This window comes from Lysobacter capsici, from assembly GCF_018732085.1.
Lineage (GTDB): Bacteria > Pseudomonadota > Gammaproteobacteria > Xanthomonadales > Xanthomonadaceae > Lysobacter > Lysobacter capsici_A.
On record NZ_CP076103.1, the window covers coordinates 5,651,361 to 5,676,550 of the forward strand.

The following is a 25,190-nucleotide window of genomic DNA, read 5'->3' on the forward strand; positions in this document are numbered from 1 at the left end:
CGCCGCCGACACCTTCGAATGTACGGATACTGACTTCGATGACTGAGCAAGACATCAACGCCGGCGGACGCGTGGCGATCGTCGGCGGCGGCCTGGCCGGTTCGCTGCTGGCCTTGTCGCTGGCGCGCCAGGGCGTGGGCGTGGACGTGTACGAACGGCGCCCGGACCCGCGCGTCGGCCTGAGCGAGGGCGGGCGCTCGATCAACCTGGGCCTGTCCAAGCGTGGCATCCAGGCGCTGACCGAGGTCGGCCTGATCGACCAGGTGATGCCGCTGTCGGTGGTGATGGGCGGCCGGGTGATCCATGCGCCCGACGGCAGCACCCGCTTCCAGCCCTACGGCAAGGACCGCGGCGAAGTGCTGCATTCGATCGACCGCAACGAACTCAACCGGCTGCTGCTCGATCACGCCCAGCGCCATCCGCAGGTGCGATTGCATTTCAACCATCGCCTGGACCGGATCGACAAGGCCCGGCGCGAGCTGGAATTCGATCACGACGGCGAGAAAGTGCGCGCGCAGCCGGCCTGGGTGGTCGGCGCGGACGGCGCGTTCTCGCGCGCGCGCCAGGAAATGCAGCGCGGCGAACGCGCCGACTATCACCAGGAATACCTGGAGTGGGGCTACAAGGAACTGAGCCTGGCGGCGCTGCCCGGCGGCGGTTCGCAGATCGAACTCGAAGCGCTGCACGTGTGGCCGCGCGTGCATTGCTTCTTCGTGTCCCATCCCAACCGTGATGGGTCGCACACGCTGACCTTGTTCCTGCCGCATGAAGGGCCGGACAGTTTTGCCACCACGCGTACGCCGGATGAGGTGCGCGCGCTGTTCGGCAAGTATTTCCCGGACTTGATCCCGCTGCTGCCCAACCTGGTCGACGACTGGGTCAGCCACCCGACCGGCTCGCTGATCACCACCCGCACCGCGCCGTGGAGCATGGACGAGTGGATCGTGCTGGTCGGCGACGCCTGCCACGCGGTGTATCCGTTCTACGGCCAGGGCATGAACTCGGCGTTCGAGGATTGCTCGGCGCTGATGGCCGCGTTCGCCGCGCACCCGCGCGACCGCCGCGCCGCCTTTATCGCCTATGAGCAGTCGCGGCGGCCGCATACCGACACCCTGGCCGAACTGTCGAAGGCCAATTTCATCGAGCTCAAGCAGAAGGTGCAGTCGTTCTGGTTCCTCGCGCGCAAGCGCGTCGACGCCGCGCTCAACCGGCTGCTGCCCAAGACCTGGCTGCCGCTGTACACCATGATCGCCCACACCACCATGCCGTACGGCGACGCGCTCAAGCGCTCGCGGCAGCAGGAGAAGATCCTGCTCGGCGCGGTGTCGGCGCTGGCCTTGGTGGTGGTCGGCGCGGGCGTGTGGGTGGGCCGGCTGCTCTGAGTCGGCGCCACCGGTGAGCCGCTTGCGCAAGCGGCTTTCATCGGATCGACACGATCTTGCGATAAGGATATCGGCATGAACGAGAACTCTGCGATCCAAGCCCGCCTGCCCCAGGCCGCCCTGACCGACGCCGAAGGCATCGAAACTGGCCTGAGCCAGGACGGACTCGCCCGCTGCGGCGAGCGCGAACTGGGGCTGTTGCGCGCGTTGCGTGGCTCGCGCGACGACGCGGCCATCCGGATGCCGTCGCATGGCGGCGCCGACCCAGGCCTGGGCGGCGGCTTGAGCCACGATGAGCGCGCGCTGCTGCTGGCCGCGTTCGGCATCGATGCGCGTACTCGCCCGTTGAGCCTGCTCGCGGTCGATTTCATCCGCACCCGCCGGCGTCTGCGCGACGCGCGGCCGCGAACCGCCGACGCGGCCTGCTGAGTCCGGCCGCGGCGAAGCGCGACTACACTGACGGCGTCTAAACCGCCGCCATCGCGTACCGATCGATGATCCACCGCAAGACCCAGCTCGACAGCACCGGTTGCGGCCTGGCCTGCGTGGCCATGCTGGGCCATATCGGCTATGCGCAAGCGCGTTCGCTCGCGCGCCAGCTCGGCATCGTGCCGAAAACGTCGGGCGAAGCCAGCGGCGGCAACGCTCGTCACAGACGCAAGGCCTACTACACCAGCGCCAACGAACTGGCGCGGATGCTGCGCCTGCTCGGCGCGCGTCCCGGCCGCGAGCGCATGCTCGAACGCGCCGATGCGCTCGACAGCGACGGCATTCTCGGCATCAACCCCAACCCGCGCGACGGCAACTGGCATTGGGTGGTGTACCTCCACGACGACCACGGCGGCTACGTGCTCGACCCCAATCCGCGCGTGTGCAGCGAGCGCCGCACCGATCTGCGCCGGATGCGCTGCCGCAGCTTCCTTCCAGTGCCTGCTCGCGCAGACTAATCGCGACACGCTCACCGCGACAAATAGACGGGCTACAGCGACTCCAGCGCCCGCCGCACCCGCCGCAGCGCCACGCCGATCTCCTCGGCATCGATCACCCCATAGCCGAAGGTGATCGCCGGCCGCGACAACGGCGCGATCGCGTAATCGTCGATCGACTCCGCGCCCGGCAACAGCGGCAGCGCACGCGCCAGGACCGCCGGCGCGAGCGCCGGATCGCGGATGCGCGCGGCCAGGTGCAGGCCGGCCTCGGACGGAATCGGCTGCATCCACGGATCGAGTTCGTCGCGCAATCCCACCAGCAAGGCATCGCGCCGCTCGCCGTAGATCGCGCGCATGCGCCGCACATGCCGGGCCAGATGGCCGTCGCGGATGAACGCGGCGAGCACCGACTGGCTGACGGTGTCGCAATGCGAATCGGCGCAGTGCTTGACCGAGATAAGCGCATCGCGCGCCCACGCCGGCGCGACGACGAAGCCCTTGCGCAGCGCCGGGAACAGGCTCTTGGAAAACGTGCCGACGTAGAACACCAGCGCATCGCGATCCAGCGTCTGCAAGGCATCCAGCGGACGGCCGCCGAAGCGGAACTCGCCGTCGTAATCGTCCTCGATCACGATCGCGTTGCGTCGCCGTGCGAAGTCGAGCAAGGCGCGCCGCCGCGACAACGACAAGGCCACGCCGGTCGGCGACTGATGCGACGGGGTCACGCTGATCACCCGCACGTCCTCGGGCAGTTGCTCCACGCACAGGCCCTCGTCGTCGACCGGCATCGGCACCAGGCGCGCACCGGCCGCGGCGAACGCGGCGCGCACCGGCGGATAACCGGGCTCCTCGACCGCGACTTTGGTGACGCCCGGCGTCACCAGCAAACGCGCGAGCAGATCGAACGCCTGCTGCGCGCCGGAGGTCACGATCACATCGTCGGCCACGCACGCCACCGCGCGCGCGAACGCGACGTGCTGGGCAATGGCCTCGCGCAATGGCGCGATGCCTTCCGACGGCGGATAGCTGAAACGGCTCTTCGACCAGCTGCGCAGCGATTGCGCCGACAAACGCCGCCACACGTCGTGGGGGAAATGGCGGTGATCGGGAATGCCCAGGCGGAAGCAGCGCTCGGGCAGTTGCCGCGGCGGGCCGGGGCGCAGGAACGGCGTACGCCACAACGGATTGAGCCGCGGGTCTTCGATGCCGGCCGCCAGCGAGCGCGGCCCGCGCCGGTCGCGGCGTCCGGCGACGTCGGCGATCACCGCCTTGGCGCCGGCGCGCGGGGTCACGTAGCCCTCGGCGATCAGCAGGTCGTACGCGGTCACCACCGTGTTGCGCGCGATCCCGAGCGCGCTGGCGACCTGGCGCGTGGCCGGCAAGGCCGAACCCGCGGCCAGCCGGCCGTCGAGGATCGCCGCGCGCAGTTGCTGGTGCAGCGCCTGGGTCAGGGTGCCCTGGCCGCGGTCCGGCAAGGCCAGCGGAAACTGGAAAACTGGTTCCATCAAATCTCCCCAGGCTGGACCAACCAAGGCACCAGCTTACCCCTAAGCTGACCCCATGAAAGCGGCCCCCGCCGCACGGAGCGCCCCCATGATCGACCTGTATTTCGCCGCCACGCCCAACGGCCTCAAGCTGCGCTTGTACCTGGAAGAGACCGGCCTGGCCCACCGCGTGGTGCCGGTCAAGCTGTCGGCCGGCGAGCAGTTCCAGCCGGACTTCCTGGCGATTTCGCCGAACAACAAGATCCCGGCGATCGTCGACCACGCCCCCGCCGACGGCGGCGAGCCGCTGGCGGTGTTCGAATCCGGCGCGATCTTGCTCTACCTCGCACGCAAGACCGGCCTGCTGTGGCCGCGCGAGGAACGCGCGCAGCTGCAGGCCACTCAGTGGCTGTTCTGGCAGATGGCCGGGCTCGGCCCGATGGCCGGCCAGGCCGGGCACTTCCGCGCCCACGCGCCCGAAGCGGTGCCGTATGCGATCGAGCGCTATACCCGCGAGGTGAAGCGTCTGTTCGGCGTGCTTGACCGGCAATTGCAGGGACGCGACTTCATCGCTGGCGAGACCTACTCCATCGCCGATGTCGCCTGCTATCCGTGGATCGTGCCGCACGCCGGGCTGGGCCAGACCCTCGCCGACACGCCGAACCTGCAGGCCTGGTTCGAACGCATCCGCGCGCGGCCGGCGACGCAGCGCGCGTACCAGGGCGTCGACGATCCGTATGCGAAGACGGCGAACTTCAGCGACGCCGAACGCAAGGTCTTGTTCGGGCAAGGCGCGCAGAAGTAAGCGGCGACTTCAACGCAGGCGACAACGCGGTTCGGACACCGGCACCGCTCCACCGCGTCAATAGCGACACATCGCATTCCCGCCCGTTCGTATCTGCGGGAATGCCGGAATCGAAACAACGAATCGAACGCAAGACGGCCCAGGCCGTCATGGCAACGCTTTGCCCGCTCGAACCAGAAACCACATCGCCACCTCCACGAGGCCCGCCATGCATCCGATCTGCGAAACCTGCGGCACCCAATTCGCCGAATCCTCCGCGCCGCCCGAGCGCTGCCCGATCTGCGAAGACGAACGCCAGTACGTCGGCTGGAACGGCCAGCGCTGGACCACCCTTGAGGCGATGGCGGAACGCTACAGCCTGCGTTTCGAAGACGACGCCGGCGTGCTCGGCATCGGCCTGAGCCCGGACTTCGCCATCAATCAACGCGCGATCTATCTGCAGACCGACGCCGGCAACATCCTGTGGGAGTGCCTGACCCTGGTCACCGAGGACGCCGTGGCCGAATTGAAGGCGCGCGGCGGCGTCGACCTGATCGCGATCTCGCACCCGCACTTCTACGCCTCCATGGTCGAATGGAGCCAGGCGCTCGGCGGCGTGCCGATCTATCTGCACGAGGCCGACCGCGAATGGGTGCAGCGCGATTCGCCGCTGATCCGCTACTGGAGCGGCGACGAACTGCCGCTGTCGCCCGACGTCACCCTGATCCGCTGCGGCGGCCATTTCACCGGCAGCACCGCGCTGCACTGGCGTCGCGGCGGCGAACGCGGCGATGCGCTGTTCCCCGGCGACGCGCTGCAGGTCGTGTCCGACCGCCGCCATGTGACCTTCATGTACAGCTACCCGAACTACATCCCGATGAAGCCGAGCGACGTGCAGGCGATGCAACAGCGCGTGTCGCGCTACGGGTTCGAGGATGTGTACGGGTACACCTGGGGACGCAACATCGTCGGCGGCGGACGCGAGGCGGTGGGTGCGTCGTTCGAACGTTACTTTGCCGCGATTGCGGCTTGAGCGGTGGGCGTTCGATCGAATGTTGCCTGAGCGACCGCGGCACGCTTGATGGATGCCGCGTCGTTTATGGGGTTCTTCGGTCCCTTCTGAGTTTTCGACTTTTTTGCTGGAGCTATTGCCATGACGCTTGGTCCGGACACATTGCATCAGTACCTGCCGGCGCGCATCAGCGCCAGCGCCGACCTGCCGTGGATTCCCTCGGCTACCCGCGGCAAGTACGCCAAGCCGCTGCGCTTCTTCGCCGAGGACCGCGGCTTCGTCGAACTGCTGCGCATGGACCCCGGCGTGACCATGCCGCTGCACCGGCACACCGGTGAGATCCACGCCTACAACCTCAGCGGCACCCGCCAGCTATGCACCGGCGAACTGATCGGCCCTGGCGACTACGTGTTCGAACCGTCCGGCAATGTCGACTGGTGGAAGATCGTCGGCAACGAGCCGATGATCGCGCTGGTGGTGGTGATGGGCACGGTCGAATTTCTCGGCCCGGGCGGCAGCGTGCGTGCGCGTGCCAACGCCACGACCCAGCGCGCGGAGTACGAGCGGTATTGCCGCGAGCATCGGCGGACGGTGCTGGATCTGACCGATCGGTAGGTCGGCGGGAATCGGGAATCGGGAATCGGGAATCGGGAATCGATTAGAGTTTGGGACGTTCGATCCGAATCCGGAGCATCGCAACCACCAACGACTGCGCAGGTTTCGAGTTTTTTTGTGGGAGGGGCTTCAGCCCCGACGCCTTTCACTCAGATCGCAGCATCCACCATTACGGATCGAGAAACGTCGGGGCTCAAGCCCCTCCCACGAGATCCCGCGGTTGCACGCGCGATCGGGATTGGCTGCGATCAACCCTCGACGAACGCCTGCAACCGCAACAGCGCCTGCTCCCACTGCCCGGCGATGCTCTCCAGCGAACGTCGCGCCTCATCGATCTGCGCGGGCTCGAACTCCCACAGACGTTCGCGCCCGACCTTCAGGTCGCGTGCCAGTCCCACTTCAGCCAACACCTGCAGATGCTTGGTCACCGCCTGCCGGCTGATCTGCGTGGTCGCGGTCAACTGCGCGATCGAAAACGCCCCGCCCGCGCACAAGGCCACCAGCAAGCGGAGCCGCGTCTCGTCGCCGAGCGCACCGAACACCCGCGCCGACTTGCGCAGCGCGGGCGCCTTCAACGCCGCCGGCTTAGCTGACATAGCGTTCGATGTTCTTGATCTGCTCGTCCCAGCCGCCGGAATTCATCCGGAACGCTTCCTCGCGCCGCGCCGCCGGCACCTTGTCGAAGCCGGACTCGACCGTGCGAAGCAGCGTCCCGCCCTCGACCTCTTCGAGCGTGAACTCCACCAGCGTCGGCTCCTCCTTGGAGTAGTCGACCGCCGGATCGACCGCATACGGATGCCAGTTGAACGAGAACAGCCGCTGCGGCTGCAGTTCGCGCACGACCACCCGCATCAGCAGATGCTCGTAGCCCGGATAGGTGATGTATCCCTGGGTGACTTCCCCGGGGACAAAGCGCTGGCCCTCGAACTTCACGCCGAACCACTGGCCGAAGGACTCGGCGTCGGTCAACGCGTGCCAGACCTTGGCGCGCGGGGCCTTGAGCAGGATCTGGCGTTCGATACGGTCGGTAGATGATGCGTTCATGACAGGCAACCTCCTGGGTGCATTTCGTGCCGGCATGCTGCCACGGCCTAAATGCAACCGTCAAGTTGCCTGTTTATATTCGCCGGATTGCTCCGCGCGATGTCGACGCCGAACCTGCGCGAACGATCAGAGCGGCCACTTCCTGCCTGCGATCTCGTCGATCGACCGATGCTGCTTGTGGTCGCATTGATTGAAGCGCTCCACACGGTCGCAGGTGCGAGAATTCGCAGATCCAAGCGTACACCGCAGTTCCTCGTCGAGATGGGCGACCGTCATGCGCGGCTCACTGGCCTTCCCGCCTATGCGTGCCTGCCCGTCGTCGAGGTAGTTCGCGATCTCGCGCATATGTCGTTCGCCAGCGCAAACAACCAGGCGCTGACGATCCGATCGCGCCGAAACCGATTCATCAACCTCAGCCACACCAGCCGCGGAACCGAGCTGAGTCGATCGCCCGCATCCAAGCGGACGCCGCTCCAGAAAAAACGCACACTTCGCCGGGCACCGCGCTGTGATCGCGCAGATAGTCCGTCAGTACGTGACGCGGACGGCCGAATGCCCGATGTAGGGACAGATCGACCTGGAGCAGGTAAGCGCCCAAGCCGATCGATTTTCTGATGCTTCATGCAAGCCACGTCCTTGGCAATCCGGCATTGCCGATAAAGGGTCGGACCTGGGCGGCCTGAGAATCCTCCGCTGCCAGATCCCTCCTCGGGCTCGCTCCGCAGACCGGCCGATTGATGGCGCCGCGGCTCAATAGTATGCCGGCCATGGACGGAACGAGCGCGGCCCGGCGCGCCTGGCGCGCAGGCCCCGACCGCCTCGCGGTCGCCATTTCAGAACCATCCGCGATGGATGTCGCGCTGTGTTCCAAGCGCACATCCGGTCGAGGTGCCGATCGGTTCCATCCGCGGCCATTCCAACGCAATCGACCGACACGCGCGCGAACGCCGAAATGCCGGAACGCCGCTCGATCGCGCGCCGACCGCATGACGTTTGTCATCGATCGCCACTGCACCGCGCCAGATCGCCGGCATCGCCTCAATGCAAGCGTCACCGCGCATACAATGCGCGGGCCTTCGTTCGCTTCGGACTCGCGCAAACGCTCGCAGGCCGAGATTGCAACCGATACGCCGCTCTCGGCATCACCACTATCAACTCCCCCGCCAGACCGATACTGGATGCCCCCATCGCCGCGTCACCGATACGATGGCGAGCCGCGCGGCTCGTCCCCTCGACGCATCGTCCGCCGTCCCCGCTCGCGCGATCGCCCGTCCGCTTGCATGCCGCCTGACGCGGAGATTTACGTCGGATGTGTTTGTTTGTATTGCCCCGACCGACCGCATCGGCCGGCGCTACCATGCCGGCTCGCATGAGGTGGCCATGAACAAAGTCCTGCTGATCGAGGACGACGCCCGTCTGGCCGGGTTGATCTCCGAATACCTGCAACGCTACGACTTTCAGACCCGCGTGGTGCTGCGCGGCGACCAGGCCTTGACCGCGATCGAGGCCGATCCGCCCGACGTGATCGTGCTCGACCTGATGTTGCCGGGCATGGACGGCTTCGATGTCTGCCGCCAGATCCGCAAGCAATCGGATTTGCCGATCGTGATGCTGACCGCGCGCGCGGATCTGTTCGATCAGGTGACCGGGCTGGAAGTCGGCGCCGACGATTACGTGCTCAAGCCGGTGGAACCGCGGCTGCTGCTGGCGCGGCTGCGCGCGATCCTGCGCCGCAGCCAGGCGCAGCCGCAGGCCGCGATGCCGTCGCTGTTGAGCTACGGCGGGTTGCAGATCGACATGAGCGCGCGCCAGGTGTATTGGCGCGGCGAGGAGATCGACCTGAAGACCGCCGACTACAACCTGTTCGTGATCCTCGCCCAGGCCGCCGGCCGCGTGCTCAGCCGCGACGAACTGCTGCGGCGCTGGCGCGGTATCGGCTTCGACGGGGTCGATCGCACCGTCGATGTCAGCATCTCGCGGCTGCGCCGGCACTTCGCCGACGATGCGCACGAGCCGCGCAAGATCAAGACGGTGTGGGGCCGCGGCTACTTGTTCAGCCCGATCGCCTGGGAGGACTGAATGCTGCAGATGCTGGTGCGGCTGTACCTGACCGTGGCCGGCTTGCTGCTGTGCTCGTTCCTGTTGGTGCAGCAGGTGTTTCCGTATGTGTTCCCGGATCAGTACGGCGAATCGGCGCGGCAAGAATTCGTCGGCGAACTGGCCCTGTTGCGCGAGCGTCTGGCCGGCGCGAGCGGCGAGCAACTGCGCGCCCGCGTCGCCGCGCTCAACCGCGTCACCGCCGATCGCTACCGCTTGCTGCCGGCATCGGGATTGAGCGCATTGTCGGCGCAGGTGCGCGACGACCTGCGCCGCTCTGATACCGCCAGCGATCACGGCAACAGCGAGCACCACCACGTCTATCTGCGCCTGCGCGGCGGCGAAGTGATCCAGATCGGTTACGACGAAGGCGATTTCCCGATCCGCTACATCGCCTACTTCACCGTGTTCACGATGGTGCTGCTGGGACTGATGATCTGGCTGCAGCCGCACTGGCGCGACCTGGAGCGCCTGCGCGACGCGGCCGCGCGCTTCGGCGACGGCGACCTGAGCGCGCGCGCGCGATTGCGCGGCGGTTCCTCGATCCACCATCTGTGCATGTACTTCAACAACATGGCCGACCAGATCGGCCGGCTGATCCAGTCGCAGCGCGACATGGTCAACGCCGCCTCGCACGAGCTGCGCACGCCGATCATGCGGCTGGAATTCGGCCTGGCCAATCTGGCCGATACCCTCGACGACCGGGTCGCGCGCGCCCGCGTGCATGCGCTGCGCTGCGATGTGGAGGAACTCGACCTGCTGGTCGGCGAACTGCTGACCCTGGGCATGATGGAGCGCAACGGCCCGCTGCCGACCCTGGAGCAGGTCGACCTGGGCACGCTGCTGCGCGCCTCCACCGGCGTCTCGGCCGAGGAACTGCGGATTCGCGCGACCACGATCGAATGGGCGATCGCGCCGGGCCTGGAGCAGATCGCGGTGGAGCCGCGCAGCCTGAGCCGCGCCTTCTCCAACCTGATGCGCAACGCGCTGCGCTATGCCGACAGCACGATCCGGGTCAGCGCGCAGGGCGACGGCGCGGCCTGGCGGCTGATCGTCGAGGACGACGGCGTGGGCATTCCGGTCGAGGACCGGCGCCGGGTGTTCGAACCGTTCTACCGCCTGGACCGTAGCCGCGACCGCGCCACCGGCGGCTTCGGCCTGGGCCTGAGCATCGTGCGCCAGGTGATCGAACGCCACGGCGGCGAGATCGAGGTCGACGGCTCGAGCCTGGGCGGCGCGCGTTTCGTCGCGCGCTTGCCGCGCCATCAGCCCGGCCTGTGGGCCGGCCGCAACCGCGGCGAGGCCGAGGACCTGGACGAGCTGGAGCACTCCTTCCACATTCAATGACCCTTTTTCGGCGCAAGCGGCGTTATTTGTTACGCAAGCTCCCACTACCGCCCTACCGGCTTCCAGGAAGGAACCCCAAAGGACTTCTCATGCATATGGATATGAATGCGTTCCCCGACGACGCCCGCCACGACGGCAGCGCCACCGAGTTGCTGTTCGACGATGTCGAATCGCAGGTGCTGGACCTGGCCAATCAGGCGATCGGCTACCTCGCCAGCGAACAACCCCGCCAGGCCGCCCAGCACTGGGCGCGCGCGATCGCGCTGGCCGACGCCGGCCTGCCGCAGGACGAAATCCGCTTCTGGTTGCGCAGCGGCGTCGCCGAGGCCTATTTCCAACTGGGCAACGACGCGGCCTGCATCCACGCCGCGCGCGAGGCGCGGGCGTGGTGCCTGCAACAGCAGGCGCCGCTGGCGACCTTGCTGCTCGGCCAGGCCTTGCTGCGCAGCGGCCAGGTCGACGCGGCGCTGGACGCACTGCGCGAGGCGCGCTCGCTGATCGGCGGCGATTTCTTCGAAGCGCTGGATCCGTCCCTGCGCGAGACCATCGCCGATCTGCTCGCGCAGACCCGCGCGGCCTGAGCGGCGCGCGACGCGGTTGGTCGCCGCCTCAGCCGGGCCAACCGACGCGAAGATGCGCGAGGCGGTTCAAAACCGCGTCCACCACTGCACCGAGCGTTCGAAATAACCGATCAAGGTCTGGCTCAGGCGCTGCCGGTCGGCCGGTTCGCCGCTGGCGATCACCCGGTCGACCGCGCTGTGCAGCGCGGTGAAGAAGATCACCGCGGTCAGGCGCGGGTCCGGCGCGACCCACACGCGCGCGGCGATCCCGCCTTCGAGCAGTTCGACCAGCCGCTCGATCACCGGGTTTTCTTGCCAGGCGTGGCGGTCGTGGCTGCGCTGGTCGTGAAAGACCACGTCGTGCAAGGCGACGTGATCCAGGTAACCGTCGACGCCGGTGCGCACAAAGGTACGCAGGCGCGCGCCCCAGTCGCCCGGCGGGCAGCGCGCCATCGCCGCGTCGAGGTGCGCGCAGTAATCGCTCACGAAGCGATCCTGCATGGCCTGCAGCAATTGCTCGCGGGTGGCGTAGTGCTCGCGCGCGGTGCGCGGCGGCAGGCCGGCGGCGGCAGCGATTTCGGCCAGGCCGACGCGCTCGACCCCGCGTTCGATGAACAAGCGCTCGGCGGCGTCCATCAACGCGGCCGCGGCGGGTGGCGCGGCAGGCGGCGGCGAAACGGCGAGCGCGGACGACCGGGACGTCGTCATCGGAGCAGCCTTCAAATGAGAATGGTTCTCATCATAGCCGATTCAACAGTGTTGTGTCCGACCGGCCTGGACGGGTCGCATCTGTCGTACTCGCCGTCGGCGCACGCGCCCGCAATCGCCGATCGATCGCGAACCGATTTTCCCGCGCCGATAAATTTTCACCATTGCTCACCGACGTTTGCGACGGCGATCGATATTCGCATGAGACAAATCCATTCGCGCGCGAGAAAACCGATTGGCGTTCGCCGGAAACAAATCCGAAATCATCACAACCATTCCGTGAACTCTAACGTGCTTGCGAGCGCACGAAGAAACCCGCGATTTTTCAGGGAAAAACGCGACGCACGACGGCTTGTCCGGATTATCCGCGACGCAGTCGATGGCTGTATAAAAAGCTTCACATATCCGTCTTGTGATCCGGCTCTCACCGCACGCTTCGTAAATACTCGACTTGTGATCCGGCTCTCACCGATCTCGATGGACACGGCCTGAGCGCTCGGGGATATTGATTCCGCAGGTGGCGTACGGCACTGCCGATAAGCCAGTTGCAAATCACCGCTTTGGAAGCGAGCCGCTTTTTTGCACGCCGCGCTCTGAAGATGCACCGCCCCCGAGCACGCACCACGCAGGACCGTCAGCACACCAATAAGAACTCAGGCCCGCCGTTCGCGCGCAAGCGCGCTGGATGCATACGGACAGGGCCATGCCCAGGCGCGCTGCGCCGCGGCCATGGCGGTATTTGAATCGCAAGACACATGGAGAGGGGGCCACTCGTAAGAACGAGTTGGCCGTAGGCTCGCGCGCGTCGAACACACGTGCCGTCGGACAGTGTCCGCCGGCCGCCGGTGGCGTGCGGCCCCACGGTCGCTCAGAGGAAGCGCAATGAACGAACTCCATTCCCCCGGCCTGCCCCTCACCACCGCCCAGCGCGGCCTGTGGGTCGGGCACAAACTCGCTTCGGTCGAAGCCACGTTGAACATCGCCGAAGCGGTGGAGATCCACGGGCCGATCGAACCGGCCTTGTTCCTGCGCGCGCTGCGTCAATTCACCCAGGAGGCCGAGGCCACCCGGGTGCGCATCGTCGAGCAAGGCGGACTGCCTTATCAGATCGTGCGCGAGCACTACGAATTCGATTTCCCTTACCTGGACGTGAGCCAGGAAGCCGATCCGCGCGCCGCGGCCGAGCGCTGGATGCAGGCGGAAATCGTCAAGCCGGTCGATCTGGTCCACGATCCGCTGTGGGTCGGCGCGCTGTTCAAATTCGCCGACGACCTGTTCTGCTGGTATCAGCGCGCGCATCACACCGTCTACGACGGGTTCAGCGGCGGCATGTCGGCCAAGCGGATCAACGAACTGTATTGCGCCTACCTCGACGGCCGCGAACCCGAGCCTTGCAGCTACGGCACGCTGGCCTCGCTGGTCGAAGCCGAGGCCGGCTATCGCCAGTCCGAGCGCTGCCGCCGCGACCGCGAGTATTGGCTGGAACAACTCGCCGACCTGCCCGAAGCGGTGACGCTCGCGCGTCGGCGCGTGCGCAACAACGGCGGCCTGCGCCGGGTCAGCGGACACGTGCCGGAGCATGCGCGCGAACGGCTTTCGCAGATCGCGCGCGACTGCGGCGTCAGTTTGCCGCAGGTGTTGATCTCGCTGATCGCGGCGTATTACCACCGCGCCAGCGGCGCCAACGACCTGGTGTTCGGCATGCCGGTGACCGGGCGCGTCAATCACGCGCTGCGCAACACTCCGGGCATGGTCGCCAACGTGGTCGCGATCCGCCTGGCGATGCGTCCGGACATGGGCATGAGCGAGCTGTTCGGACAGGTCTCGCGCGTGGTCAAGTCGGCGCTGCGTCATCAGCAGTACCGTTACGAAGACCTGCGCCGCGACCTGGGCCTGGTCAACACCGACCAGCACATGGCCTGGCTCGGCATCAACATCGAACCCTACGACTACGGCAGCTTCGGCGGCCATCGCGCCAGCGGCCGCAACCTGCACAACGGCACCGCCGAAGACCTGACCGTGTTCGTGTTCGACCGCCTCGACGGCAACGGGCTGAGCTTCGATTTCGACGCCAATCCGACGTTGTATCCGGCGGCCGAACTCGACGAACACCTGCGCCGGCTGATGCGCCTGATCGACGCGGTGCTGGAACATCCCGACGCCACGCTAGGGGCGATCGACATCCTCGGCCAGGACGAACGCGAACGTCTGCTGCTGGGCTGGAACGACACCGACGCGCCGTTGCCGGAAGCCAGCGCGCTGGCGCAGTTCCAGCAGCAGGCCGCGCGCACGCCCGATGCGGTCGCGGTCATCAGCGGCGACACCAGCCTGAGCTATCGCGAACTCGACGAAGGCAGCACGCGCCTGGCCCAGCGCCTGATCGCGCGCGGCGTGCAACCCGGCGCGATCGTCGCGATCGCGCTGCCGCGCGACGAAATCCTGATCGCCGCGCTGCTGGCGGTGTGGAAGGCCGGCGCGGCCTACCTGCCGCTGGACCCGGAAGCGCCGATCGAACGCATCGCGATGACCCTGGACGATGCCGCGCCGAGCCTGCTGCTGACCACGGCGAATTTCGCCGACGCGTTCGGCGCGCACGGCGTGCCGTTGCTGTTCGCGCACGAACAGGACGAGCGCTACGACGCCGATGCCGCGGTGCCGCTGCCGCCCACCCGCGCCGAGGCCGACGCCTATCTGATCTACACCTCCGGCTCGACCGGACGGCCCAAGGGTGTGCGCGTCAGTCAGGGCAACTTGAGCAACTTCCTGCTCGCGACTCAGCGTCTATTCGCGCCGACCTCGGCCGACCGCTTCCTGGCCCAGACCACGGTCGCTTTCGATATCGCCTGTTTCGAGCTGTTCCTGCCGCTCAGCGTCGGCGCGCGGATCGTGCTGACCACCGCCGAGGTGATCCGCAATCCGCTCGCGCTCGGCCGCCTGATTTCGGAGCACGCGCTCAATTTCGTCCAGGCCACGCCGTCGCTGTGGCGCATGCTGCTGGCCAATCCCGACGTGCGCCTGGACGGCGTGCATGCGCTGTCGACCGGCGAAGCGTTGCCGCCGGAACTGGCCCAGCGCCTGATCGCCGCGGCCGCACGGGTCACCAATCTGTACGGACCGACCGAAACCACGGTGTGGGCCAGCGCGATCGAACTGAGCGCACTCGACGTCGCCGACGGCGCCGCGCCGCCGATCGGCCGGCCGCTGTTGAACACCCGCGCCTACGTGCTCGATTCGCAGTGGCAGCCGGTGCCGACCGGCAGCGTCGGCGAGTTGTACATCGGCGGTGCCTGCGTGGCCCAGGGCTATCTCAACCGCGACGATCTGACCGCCGAACGTTTCCTCGACGATCCCTTCGCCGGCGACGGCGCGCGCATGTACCGCACCGGCGACCTGGCGCGCTGGCGCGACGACGGGGTGATCGAATACCTCGGTCGCGCCGACCAGCAGGTCAAGATCCGCGGCCACCGGGTCGAACTGGGCGAGATCGAAACCCTGCTCGGCGCCGACGCGAGCGTCGCCGAAGCCGCGGTCGCGCTGCATACCGACGCGGCCGGTCACGCCCTGCTCGCCGCGTATGTGGTGCCCGCGCCCGGCGCGCGGCTCGACAGCGACGCGCTGCGCCGCCGCCTGGCGCTGAAACTGCCCGACTACATGGTGCCGAGCGTGTACAGCGAACTGGCCGCACTGCCGCTGAGCGCGAGCGGCAAGCTCGACCGCAAGGCGCTGGCGCCGCCCGAACGCAGCCGCAGCGCGCGCTACGTGGCGCCGCGCAGCGAGACCGAGCACAAGCTCGCGTTGATCTGGCAGCAGATCTTCGGCCTGGAGCAGGTCGGCATCCACGACAACTTCTTCGAACTCGGCGGCGATTCGCTCAGCGCCGCCGAACTGGTCGCCGCGTTCCCGCGCCACTTCGGCAGCGAGCTGTCGCTGGGCGCCTTGTTCGAAGGCTCCACCATCGCCGGACTGGCCGCGCATCTGGAACGCAACGGCGGCGAGAACGACCCGCTCGCCGGCCTGCTGTCGCTGCGTCCGTCCGAACGCGACCGGCCGCTGTTCTGCATCCATCCGGTCACCGGCTTCAGCTGGTCGTACGCCGGCATGCTGCGCCACCTCGACGACATGCCGGTGTACGCGTTGCAGTCGCGCGGACTGCGCGGCGGCGGCGCGTTGCCCGGCAGCATCGAGGAGATCGCCGCCGACTACATCGCGCAGATGCGCAAGGTGCAGCCGTACGGGCCGTACCGCCTGCTCGGCTGGTCGCTGGGCGGGCTGATCGGCCACGCCATCGCCGCGCAGTTGCAGGCGAACGGCGAGCGGGTCGAGCTGCTGGCGATGATGGATTCGTATCCCTTCGTCGCCGACAACGCCGAGGCCAACGAGGCGCAACAGGCGCTGGCCGTGCTCAAGTTCCTCGGCTTCCACCAGCGCGCGCGCGAGAACCCGCCGCAGGACATGCGCAGCCTGGCCGATCTGCTGTGCCAGGAGTACGAGGTGTTCTCGATTCCGCTGGTGCAGGAAATCATGAAGGCCGATACGCGGCTGATCGAGAACGTCGCCGCGGTGACCCGCAACAACCTGATGCTCGCGCGACGCTACCGGCCCACCGCGATCGACGCCGACGTGGTGTTCTTCAACGCGCGCCTGAAGGAGCACGTCGACCTCGACGGCCTGCTGCACTACCACCCGAAAGCCTGGCAGCCCTTCGTCGGCGGACGCATCGACGTGCACGACATCGACTGCCATCACCAGAGCATGCTCGAGCCGCGCGCCGCCGCGCAGATCGCCCGCCTGCTGCGCGAGCGCCTGCAACCGCCGCAGGCCGAGCCGCAACGCCTGGAGCCGCCGTTGCCGAACGCCCTGCCCGGCGCCGCGCCGCGCGCGATCGCCGCTTACTCGTAAGGAGACGACTGTGTCCGCACCGACCTTAGCCATGCCCGCCGTCGGCCCGGCCGCCAACGACCACAGCGTCGACGGCCCGGTCCAACCCGGCGCGATCGTGATCTTCACCGTTGGCACCCAGGGCGACGCGCGCCCGTGCATCGGCCTGGGCCAGGCGCTGCACCGCGCCGGTTATCCGGTGCGCATCGTCACCAGCGCGAACTTCGCCCCGCTGGTGCGCGAGGCCGGGCTGGAGTTCTGCGCGATCAGCGCCGACTTCAGCGATCTGCTGACCAACAACCCCGAGACCGTCGACAAGGCGCTCAATCCCTGGTTCCTGGTCAAGCACACTCGGGCGAAATTCGCCGAGTGGGCGGCGACCTGGGCCAAGGAAGCGCGCCCGGTGTGCAAGGGCGCGGCGCTGCTGATCGGCACCGGCATCGTCACCCAACTCGCCAAGGCGCTGGGCGAAGCGGAGAACGTACCGTTCCTGCAAGCGCATCTGCAGCCGTTCACGCCGTCGCGCAAACTCTCGCCGCTGTCGTTCTGGTCCAAGCGCGAATTCCCCGGCTGGCTCAACATGGGGCTGTTCTCGGTGATGAAGCTGCTGGCCTGGTACACGCTCAAGCCGGCGGTCAACGGCGCGATCCGCCCGCAGCTCGGGCTGCCGCTGTATCCGTGGTACGGCCCGTACTTCGACAAGGACCCCGAGCGCATGCGGGTGTTGTACGGCTACAGCCGGCACATCCTGCCGCGGCCAGACGACTGGCCCGAACAGGTCTGCGTCACCGGCAGCTGGTTCCTCGATCAGGCCGGCGAATGGCAACCGCCGCAGTCGCTGACCGACTTTCTGGCCGAAGGCGAGAAACCCATCTACATCGGCTTCGGCAGCATGCTGGCCAACAACGCCGAAGCCTTCACCGACATCGTGGTCGACGCGGTGCGCCTGAGCGGCCGCCGCGCGGTGCTGGCGACCGGCTGGGGCGGTCTGCGTCGCGAGCCGGGACGCATGGACGATCAGATCTACGTGATCGAAGCCGCGCCGCACGACTGGCTGTTCCCGCGCATGGCGATGGCGATGCATCACGGCGGCGCCGGCACCACGGTGGCCGCCGCGCGCGCCGGCATCCCGTCGGTGTTCGTGCCGTTCTTCGGCGATCAGCCGTTCTGGGCGCGACGCATGAACGAACTGGGCGTGGCGCCGCCGGCGCTGGACCGTCGCACGGTCGACGCGGCGCAGATGGCGCAGGCCATCGCGCAGGCGCTGGAACCTCAGCGCGTCGACGCCGCGCACGTATTGGGCGAAAAAATCCGCGCCGAGAACGGCAACGCGACCGCGGTGCGAACCTTGGGGGAGTGGGGCCTGCTGCCGCCATTGCGCGGCGGCCACGAGGCGGCGACGCCGGCAACCGCGCCAACCAGCGAGCCGCTGGTGCAGGTGGCCTGAGCGACCGCGCCGGCCTGGGCGCGAGCGCTGCGGCCTCTGTCTTGCACGACAGAGGCCGCAGCGCGGCAAGCACATCGTCTTGCCCGTCATGCCTCCTGTAGGAGCGGCGCAAGCCGCGACCGCGAAACCAGGCTGACGACGCCGCTTCAATGACGAATCCGAATTCCGTCCGGCGCTGGCCGTGCGCGACGGCAAGCCGTGTGACGCGGTCGCGGCTCGCGCCGCTCCTACAGGGAGAATCGGGACATCGCCGCACTCCCTTTAGCCCCTCTCCCGCTTGCGGCGACCGAAGGGAGTGCAGGGCTGAGAGGGGTTGGGGTGAGGGAAAGACGCATCGAAATCGCAGCCTCAGCGACACCCCTGGCGGACAATAACCGGCTGCCAGCGCGCTCCCCCACCGCGCCGCAAACCGCGAGGCGTCTGCGATGAAAAGCACCGATGTCGAACTCGAACGCCTGCGCATCCGCCGCGAGGCGCTGCGCGCCGAACTGGCCGCCGACACCACCCGCGCGACCGAACGCGAAGGCCGCGCGCTGTGCCTGTCCGGCGGCGGCTACCGCGCCGCGCTGTTCCACCTGGGCTCGCTGCTGCGGCTGCACGAAACCGGCCTGCTCGCCGGCACCACGTTATTCAGCTCGGTGTCCGGCGGCAGCATCGTCTCGGCCTGGCTGGCCTGCCGTTACCTCGACACGCGCACCTCCAGCGACGAATCCTTCGCCGCCTGGAGCGATCGCATCGATTTCCGCGCGATCGTGGTCGAGCCGTTCCGCGCGGTGGCCGCGCGCGACCTGCGCACCTGGCCGGTGCTCGCCACCCTCGCCCACAACTGGCTCGCGCCCTCGCACCGCATCGCCCTGCTCGAACGCGGCTACATCTGTGCGCTCGGCGAACGCACGCTCGACGATCTGCCCGACGCGCCGGCGTTCGTGTTCTGCGCCACCGACCTGACCTTCGGGGTGAACTGGGAATTCTCGCGCCGCCGGGTCGGCGACTACCTCGCCGGCTACCTGCGCGACGGTGCGCGGCGCACGCGCCTGAGCGCCGCGGTCGCCGCGTCCTCGTCGTTCCCGCCGGTGTTCGGCCCGGTACGCTTCGAAGCCGCGCCCGGCGACTATCAGCGCGGCAATTACCAAGGCGACGATGCGCCGCTGCTGCGCTCGCGCATCGAACTCAGCGACGGCGGCGTGTATGACAACCTCGCCACCGAGCCGAGCCTGCGTCGTTATCGCGAAGTGCTGGTGTCCGACGCGGGCGGCCCGTTCGTGTTCGAAACCAAGCGCTGGTGGCTGCAAAAGCTGATGCGCTACACCCAGGTGATGAGCAACCAGGCCGAAGCGCTGCGCAAGCGGCTGTTCTTCGGCCAGGCCGGAAGCGGCGCGATGATCGGCGTGTATTGGGGCCTGACCGGCGACCGCGACGAAGGCGCCGACGGTTACAGCCCGGCGCTGGTGCGCGATGTGATCGGGCAGATCCGCACCGATCTGGATCGCTTCCTCGACCCGGAGTTCGAGGTGCTGGTCAACCACGGCTATTTCGCCTGTGTCGACGCGTTGTGGCGGCAACAGGACTGGGTCTCGCCGACCACGCCGGCCGCGGCGTGGCCGTATCCGCAGCGATCCAACGAAAGTCAGGTGCGGCGCTGGCTGCGTTTCAGCCATCGGCGCGTGCTGCATCGGCGCTGGTGGGGCGCGAGTTGAGGCGAGGGTTCGGTTCCGGCACTGCTGTTCAAGATCATCGCGCCGCAGCGGAAAGCGTCGGGGCTCAAGCCCCTCCCACAAAAGACTTCGTGCTGCACGGACTCGCGTGAGAGTCTGACGTAGAAGCGACAACTGGTCGCACACGCCAACCACGAAAGCCGCGAGGTCTCTTGTGGGAGGGGCTTCAGCCCCGATGCTTTTCTCTCAGATCATCGCACCGGATCGAACAAAACCCAGTGCAAATCTCGAATAACGCACTTGATGCAAGCTCGGCGAATCACCCTTGCGCCACCGCGCCGCGCTGGCACGGCGCAAACAGATCCTTGCGCTTCTCATACACCCGGGTATTGACCTGCATCAGGCCCAGCACCGAGTGGAACAGGTTGTCCTGGCTCGCCGGCTTGGCCGCTTCGTTGCGCAGACACTGCAGATCCAACCCGCGCGCGGCGCTGAAGCCCGGCGAGAACCATATCGCCATCGGCACCCGGGTCTGGGTCTTGGGCGCGATCGCGTACGGCACGCCGTGCAGGTACAGGCCGTTCTCGCCCAGCGATTCGCCGTGATCGGACAGATAGATCATCGCGGTGTCGCGCGAGTTGTCCTGGGCCAGATAACGGATCGTGCGGGCGAGGAATTCGTCGGTGGCCAGCACCGCGTTGTCGTAGGCGTTGACGATCTGTTCCTGGCTGCACTGCCCCAGTTCGCTGGTCTCGCAGGTCGGGGTGTAGCGGCGCAGGCGCGGCGGATAACGCAGGTAATAGCTCGGGCCATGGTTGCCGAGCTGATGCAGGATCACCACCGCGTCGCCGGGCTTGGCGTCGATGCGCTCGCGCAGGCCCTGCAGCATGACTTCGTCGAAGCAACCCTCGGCGGTGCAGAACTTCGGATCGGTGCCGTGTTCGAACGATTCGAACGCCAGGCCCTTGCACACGTTCTTGCAGCCGGTCTGGTTGTCGCGCCACAAGGTCTGGATGCCGGCGTACTCAAGCACGTTGAGCAGCGATTCCGAACCCTGGATGCGGTCCTTGTCGTAGTTCTCGCGGCCGTACGGCGAGAACATGCACGGCACCGACACCTCGGTGCTACTGCCGCACGCGGTCATGTCGGGGAAATTGATCGGACCGATCCGCGCCAGTTCCGGCGTGGTCTGGCGCGCATAGCCGTTCAAGCCCCAGTTCTGCGCGCGCACGGTTTCGCCGACCACGATCACCAGCAGGCGCGGCTTGCTGCCCGCCGGCCGCGCGGCGACGCGCGCATCGGTGCCGATCGGCGTGCGTCCGCGCACGCGCGAGGCCGAATCGTCCAGCGCGACCCGGGCCAGCGAGACCAGGTAATTGGCCGGCGTGACCAGATGACGGATTTCCTTGTGGTTGCGCAGCAGTGCCGAGATGTCCTGATACGAACCCAGCAGGGCCAGCCCGGCGATCACCAGCGAGGCGAGCAGCAGGCCCACGCGGATCAGCACCGCGCGGCCCAGGGCGCGCGTCTTCAGCCTGACCCGCCACAGCAGCACCGCCGGCAGCAGGCCGTACAGCAGCACCGACACCAGCATGCCGCCGGTGATCAGCTCGCGCGATTCCTTGGTGTCGGACTGCAGCACGTTGCGGATCATGCCGGTGTCCATGTAGACGCCGTAATTGCTCATGAAATAGGCGGCGCCCGCGGTGACCAGCAGCAACACCGTCAGCAGCGGCTTCGCGGTCCATCGATTGAGCAACACGCCCAGCAGCAGGAAGGTGATCGCCACCACCGCCACGAACACGCAGACCGCGACCCAGACGCCGTGCGCGCTGCTCAATACGCCGGTCGCCGAGACCGCGCGCCAGAACGCGTTGTTGGCGAACACCGCGAAGTACACGCTGGCCAGCAATACCAGCAAGTCGACGCCGAGTTCGGGCCGATACGACAGCCAGGCCGGCCAACGCACCTGGGGGCGTGCCATGACGTTCATCGTCCGGCGCCTCCCAGCAGCGGCACCGCATCGCGCACGGCCGCCGGCGCCTCGCGCCGGGCCATCGCCAGATACAGCGCGAGCGCGACGAACCAGCTGATCGCCAGGGTCCACACGTCATGCGAAAGGAAATGCGCGCCGCGCAACTGCTGCGAGAACCCGAACAGCAGGCCGATCCCCAGCCCGGTCGCGAGCCCGGCCCAACGCAGACGCGGCCGCACCATCAGGAAGAAGAAATACAAGGCGACCCAGGCATAGCCCGCGCTGGCGTGGCCGGCGGGGAAGCACACGCCGCGCTTGAGCGCGGCCGGCCGCGCGTCGAACAAGCCGAAGAACTCGCGGCTGCCGCCGTAGCGGGTCAGGTCCCAGGGGCAGTCCATATTGGTCAGCGACTTCAGGCCCGAGGCCAGCACGATCGCGATCAGGGTCGACAGCAGCAGATAGGCGAGCGGCCGGCGCCATGGCGCCAGCGCCGGACGGCTGCGGGCGAACAGCCAGAACGCGAACACGCCGATCCACGCCGCGGTGCTGGCGTCGCGGCCGAAGCGATGGATCACGTGCTCGGTCAGAAACGCGTTCTGCAGGCTCCACTGCCCGCCCTGCCAGGCGTAGAAGCGGTCGGCGAGCCAGAAGTCGCCGCCTAGGCCCATGCTCAGCAGCGACAGCGCCAGCCATGCCAGCAGCGGCCACAACGCATGGCGAAGCAGGAATACACGGGGCGACAGACTCGGCGCGAAGCCGGGCAAGGCAGGCGAAGTGGCCGCCGTCGAGCGGGGCCAGGAAGCGAGACGGTTCATCGACAGCAGCGGGCTCGAAGCGGCGAGGGGGCCGGTGCAACACACGGACGTCGTGGAACCGGATGCCGTGATGATCGAAACCGCGCTGTCGGAGAGCGGTCGGAGCCGGGTTGTCGCTTCGTTAAAACCGTCCCGCACGCTCAAAAAACGAGGCTGTTCGTTCAGCTGTGGGCGGCGATCGGCCTCGCCAGGCTGAACTCACGCCAATTTCCGACAAGGCTCCGACGGCTGCGATCGCAAGCTGGCAGTTTGGTTTGACGCCACATCCGGCCCGGACCGTTCCCTGACTGTTCCGATGTGGGCGCCCCGGCGGCCCCGCAGATGGGGCACTATCGCAATCGCCGCTCCCGCGGCAGGAGAACTCGGCGCATGCGCCTGTTGGTGGTGGAAGACAACCGCAGCCTGGTGGCCAATCTCTTCGATTATTTCGAAGCGCGCGGTTACACCCTCGACGCCGCGCCCGACGGCCCGACCGGCCTGCACCTGGCGGTGACCCAGCGCTACGACGCGATCGTGCTGGACTGGATGCTGCCGCGCCTGGACGGGCGCGAAGTGCTGCGCAGCCTGCGCGAGGAAGCCGGCTCCGACGTCCCGGTGTTGATGCTGACCGCGCGCGACGAACTGCCCGACAAGATCGCCGGCTTCCGCGCCGGCGCCGACGACTACCTGACCAAGCCCTTCGCCCTGCCCGAGCTGGAAGTGCGGCTGGAAGCGCTGGCCGCGCGCGCCGCCGGCCGCGGCCGCAGCCGGGTGCTGCAGGTCGCCGACCTCAAGCTCGACCTGACCACCCTGGAAGTCAGCCGCGGCGGCCGCGCCCTGCACCTGTACCCGGCCTGCCGCAAGCTGCTGGAAGTGTTGCTGCAGTCCAGCCCCGGCGCGGTCACCCGCGAGCGCCTGGAACACGCCTTGTGGGGCGACAGCCCGCCCGACGGCGACATGCTGCGTTCGCATATCTACGAATTGCGCCGCGCGGTCGACGGCCCCTACCCGATCAAACTGATCCAGACCTTGCCGCGCGTGGGCTACCGGCTCGCGATCCCGCCGGCCGCGGACCATGCGAGCGATGACGACGCCGGCTGATTCCACCGCGAGCACCGCAACCGCCGACACGCCCAGCGCGCGCAACCCGCGCTCGAGCCTGCGCAACCGCATCCTGTTCGGCCTGTTCGGCTACACCGCGCTGCTGTCGATCGCGGTGGTCGTGCAGGGCGTGATCGTCAACGAACACGCCGAGCACCTGGTGTGGACCTCGTTGATGGACACCGAGCTCGACCATTTCATCGAGCGCAGCCGCCTGGATCCGGATTACCGCTGGACCGACACCTCGGCCTTGAACCTGTACGACGACGCCACCCGCCCGCCGCCGCCGGAACTGCGCGCGCTCGGCCCGGGCGTCCACGACGAGATCGTGGTCAACGGCAACGAGCACGTCGCCCTGGTGCGCGATGTCGACGGCCGCCGGCTGACCCTGGCGCTCGACATCGACGACATGGAGCACCGCGAGTTCGATCTCGCCCTGACCATCGCCGGCTCGGCGATCACCACCTTGCTGCTGCTGTGCGCGGTGATCGGCTGGGGCGTGCATCGGCTGGTGCGGCCGCTGAGCAACATGGCCAAGCGCATCGGCACCTTGCAGCCCGACCGCGCCGGCCAGCGCATCGAGGTGCCGGAGTCGGCGAGTTCGGAACTGGTCGTGATCGCCGACGCGGTCAACGATTACGTCGAGCGCCACGACCGCTTCGTCGCGCGCGAACGCGCCTTCATCGACAGCGCCAGCCACGAACTGCGCACGCCGATCGCGGTGATCGCCGGCTCGACCGAAATCGCGCTCGACCAGCCCGACCTGTCGCCGGCCACGCGCAATCAGCTCGGCCGCATCCACCGCACCGCGCGCGATGTCGAGCAGCTGATTTCGCTGCTGTTGGTGCTGGCCAAGGACCCCAAGCGGCTGACCGCGAACAGCGACCGGTTTTCGCTGGATCAGCTGCTGCCGGAAATCATCGAGGACCATCGCCACCTGACCCGCGACAAGGACCTGACCGTGGTGCTGGCGCCGATGAGCCATTGCGAAATCGTCGCGCCGCTGCCGATCGTGCAGGCCGCGATCGGCAACCTGCTGCGCAACGCGATCGAGAACAGCGACCGCGGCGAGATTTTCATACGCCTGGAACCGGAAGCCACCGTGGTGATCGAAGACCCGGGCCATGGCATGACCCCGGAAGAAATCAGCGCGCTCTACACCCGGGTCGCGCGCGGCGGCCGCGAAGGCGGCGGCATCGGCCTGGACCTGATCTCGCGCCTGTGCGAGCACCTGGGCTGGCGTCTGCGCTTCGACAAGGCCGAGCGCGGGACGCGGACTACCCTGGTGCTGCGCGGCAGCCAGTGAGGCTGCTGTTGGATTCGCGGCGATCCGAGCGAAGAGCGTCGGGGCTCGAGCCCCTCCCACAAAAGCTGTCGC

The 25,190-nt window shown here is 67.8% G+C and carries 21 protein-coding genes; 14 read left to right on the plus strand and 7 right to left on the minus strand.

Translation table 11 applies throughout. From position 1 onward, the window contains the following. The first annotated feature begins 38 nt into the window (after positions 1-38). The 3 genes from KME82_RS23550 to KME82_RS23560 all read left to right on the plus strand — a co-directional run bounded on the left by KME82_RS23550 (position 39) and on the right by KME82_RS23560 (position 2,329). Entirely contained in the window at positions 39-1,382 is a 1,344-nt protein-coding gene (locus tag KME82_RS23550; RefSeq protein ID WP_215496178.1) for an FAD-dependent oxidoreductase, read from the plus strand. A 75-nt stretch (positions 1,383-1,457) separates the two neighbouring features. After that, a complete protein-coding gene (locus KME82_RS23555) occupies positions 1,458-1,811 on the plus strand; it encodes a hypothetical protein (protein WP_215496179.1) in 354 nt (117 codons plus the stop codon). Positions 1,812-1,876: 65 nt separating this feature from the next. Continuing rightward, the gene (locus KME82_RS23560) at positions 1,877-2,329 is read left to right on the plus strand and encodes a hypothetical protein (RefSeq protein WP_215496180.1); all 453 of its coding nucleotides are present in this window, start codon (positions 1,877-1,879) and stop codon (positions 2,327-2,329) included. 32 nt (positions 2,330-2,361) lie between these two features. Here KME82_RS23560 and KME82_RS23565 read toward each other — a convergent pair whose 3' ends face one another. Continuing rightward, positions 2,362-3,816 carry a PLP-dependent aminotransferase family protein gene (locus tag KME82_RS23565; protein WP_215496181.1) on the minus strand — a complete coding sequence of 485 codons (1,455 nt, stop codon included), beginning with the start codon at positions 3,814-3,816 and terminating at the stop codon, positions 2,362-2,364. A gap of 88 nt (positions 3,817-3,904) precedes the next feature. On the opposite strand from KME82_RS23565, the gene KME82_RS23570 reads away from it, so the two are divergent. From KME82_RS23570 to KME82_RS23580, 3 genes are all read left to right on the plus strand, one after another. Then, positions 3,905-4,600, plus strand: a complete 696-nt coding sequence (locus tag KME82_RS23570; protein ID WP_215496182.1) for a glutathione binding-like protein — start codon at positions 3,905-3,907, stop codon at positions 4,598-4,600. 208 nt (positions 4,601-4,808) lie between these two features. Next, positions 4,809-5,612, plus strand: coding sequence for an MBL fold metallo-hydrolase (locus tag KME82_RS23575; protein ID WP_215496183.1), 804 nt, complete (start codon positions 4,809-4,811; stop codon positions 5,610-5,612). A gap of 120 nt (positions 5,613-5,732) precedes the next feature. Next, complete coding sequence (locus KME82_RS23580; RefSeq protein ID WP_215496184.1) at positions 5,733-6,206, plus strand: cupin domain-containing protein; 474 nt, start codon at positions 5,733-5,735, stop codon at positions 6,204-6,206. 248 nt (positions 6,207-6,454) lie between these two features. Here KME82_RS23580 and KME82_RS23585 read toward each other — a convergent pair whose 3' ends face one another. The 3 genes from KME82_RS23585 to KME82_RS23595 all read right to left on the minus strand — a co-directional run bounded on the left by KME82_RS23585 (position 6,455) and on the right by KME82_RS23595 (position 7,595). After that, positions 6,455-6,781, minus strand: a complete 327-nt coding sequence (locus tag KME82_RS23585) for an ArsR/SmtB family transcription factor (protein WP_252255501.1) — start codon at positions 6,779-6,781, stop codon at positions 6,455-6,457. Positions 6,782-6,791: 10 nt separating this feature from the next. Then, complete coding sequence (locus tag KME82_RS23590; RefSeq protein WP_215496186.1) at positions 6,792-7,250, minus strand: SRPBCC family protein; 459 nt, start codon at positions 7,248-7,250, stop codon at positions 6,792-6,794. Positions 7,251-7,376: 126 nt separating this feature from the next. Further along, on the minus strand, positions 7,377-7,595 hold the full coding sequence (locus KME82_RS23595) for a hypothetical protein (protein ID WP_215496187.1): 219 nt from the start codon (positions 7,593-7,595) through the stop codon (positions 7,377-7,379). 1,035 nt (positions 7,596-8,630) lie between these two features. Here KME82_RS23595 and KME82_RS23600 point away from each other — a divergent pair. The 3 genes from KME82_RS23600 (at position 8,631) to KME82_RS23610 (ending at position 11,275) form a co-directional block, all read left to right on the plus strand. Beyond that, a complete protein-coding gene (locus KME82_RS23600) occupies positions 8,631-9,329 on the plus strand; it encodes a response regulator (RefSeq protein WP_215496188.1) in 699 nt (232 codons plus the stop codon). Further along, positions 9,330-10,694, plus strand: a complete 1,365-nt coding sequence (locus KME82_RS23605) for an ATP-binding protein (RefSeq protein ID WP_215496189.1) — start codon at positions 9,330-9,332, stop codon at positions 10,692-10,694. Between the two features lie 89 nt (positions 10,695-10,783). Beyond that, a complete protein-coding gene (locus KME82_RS23610) occupies positions 10,784-11,275 on the plus strand; it encodes a hypothetical protein (protein WP_215496190.1) in 492 nt (163 codons plus the stop codon). A 66-nt stretch (positions 11,276-11,341) separates the two neighbouring features. Here KME82_RS23610 and KME82_RS23615 read toward each other — a convergent pair whose 3' ends face one another. Then, the gene (locus KME82_RS23615) at positions 11,342-11,962 is read right to left on the minus strand and encodes a TetR/AcrR family transcriptional regulator (protein ID WP_215496191.1); all 621 of its coding nucleotides are present in this window, start codon (positions 11,960-11,962) and stop codon (positions 11,342-11,344) included. Positions 11,963-12,844: 882 nt separating this feature from the next. On the opposite strand from KME82_RS23615, the gene KME82_RS23620 reads away from it, so the two are divergent. The 3 genes from KME82_RS23620 (at position 12,845) to KME82_RS23630 (ending at position 19,984) form a co-directional block, all read left to right on the plus strand. After that, positions 12,845-16,861 (plus strand): non-ribosomal peptide synthetase, encoded by a 4,017-nt coding sequence (locus KME82_RS23620; RefSeq protein WP_215496192.1) that lies wholly within the window; start codon positions 12,845-12,847, stop codon positions 16,859-16,861. A gap of 31 nt (positions 16,862-16,892) precedes the next feature. Next, positions 16,893-18,287, plus strand: coding sequence for a glycosyltransferase (locus KME82_RS23625; protein WP_215496193.1), 1,395 nt, complete (start codon positions 16,893-16,895; stop codon positions 18,285-18,287). 425 nt (positions 18,288-18,712) lie between these two features. Then, the gene (locus tag KME82_RS23630; RefSeq protein ID WP_215496194.1) at positions 18,713-19,984 is read left to right on the plus strand and encodes a patatin-like phospholipase family protein; all 1,272 of its coding nucleotides are present in this window, start codon (positions 18,713-18,715) and stop codon (positions 19,982-19,984) included. A 277-nt stretch (positions 19,985-20,261) separates the two neighbouring features. Here the strand turns inward: KME82_RS23630 and KME82_RS23635 are convergent, their stop codons facing one another. Continuing rightward, positions 20,262-21,935 (minus strand): phosphoethanolamine transferase, encoded by a 1,674-nt coding sequence (locus KME82_RS23635; RefSeq protein WP_215496195.1) that lies wholly within the window; start codon positions 21,933-21,935, stop codon positions 20,262-20,264. After that, the gene (locus tag KME82_RS23640) at positions 21,932-22,732 is read right to left on the minus strand and encodes a phosphatase PAP2 family protein (RefSeq protein WP_252255503.1); all 801 of its coding nucleotides are present in this window, start codon (positions 22,730-22,732) and stop codon (positions 21,932-21,934) included. Before KME82_RS23640 ends, KME82_RS23635 begins: the two co-directional genes overlap by 4 nt. A 369-nt stretch (positions 22,733-23,101) precedes the next feature. Here KME82_RS23640 and KME82_RS23645 point away from each other — a divergent pair, with 369 nt between their 5' ends. Together KME82_RS23645 and KME82_RS23650 are read left to right on the plus strand one after the other, a co-directional pair. Then, complete coding sequence (locus tag KME82_RS23645; protein ID WP_215496196.1) at positions 23,102-23,812, plus strand: response regulator transcription factor; 711 nt, start codon at positions 23,102-23,104, stop codon at positions 23,810-23,812. Beyond that, positions 23,796-25,118, plus strand: coding sequence for a sensor histidine kinase (locus KME82_RS23650; protein ID WP_215496197.1), 1,323 nt, complete (start codon positions 23,796-23,798; stop codon positions 25,116-25,118). Before KME82_RS23645 ends, KME82_RS23650 begins: the two co-directional genes overlap by 17 nt. Positions 25,119-25,190: the final 72 nt, after the last annotated feature.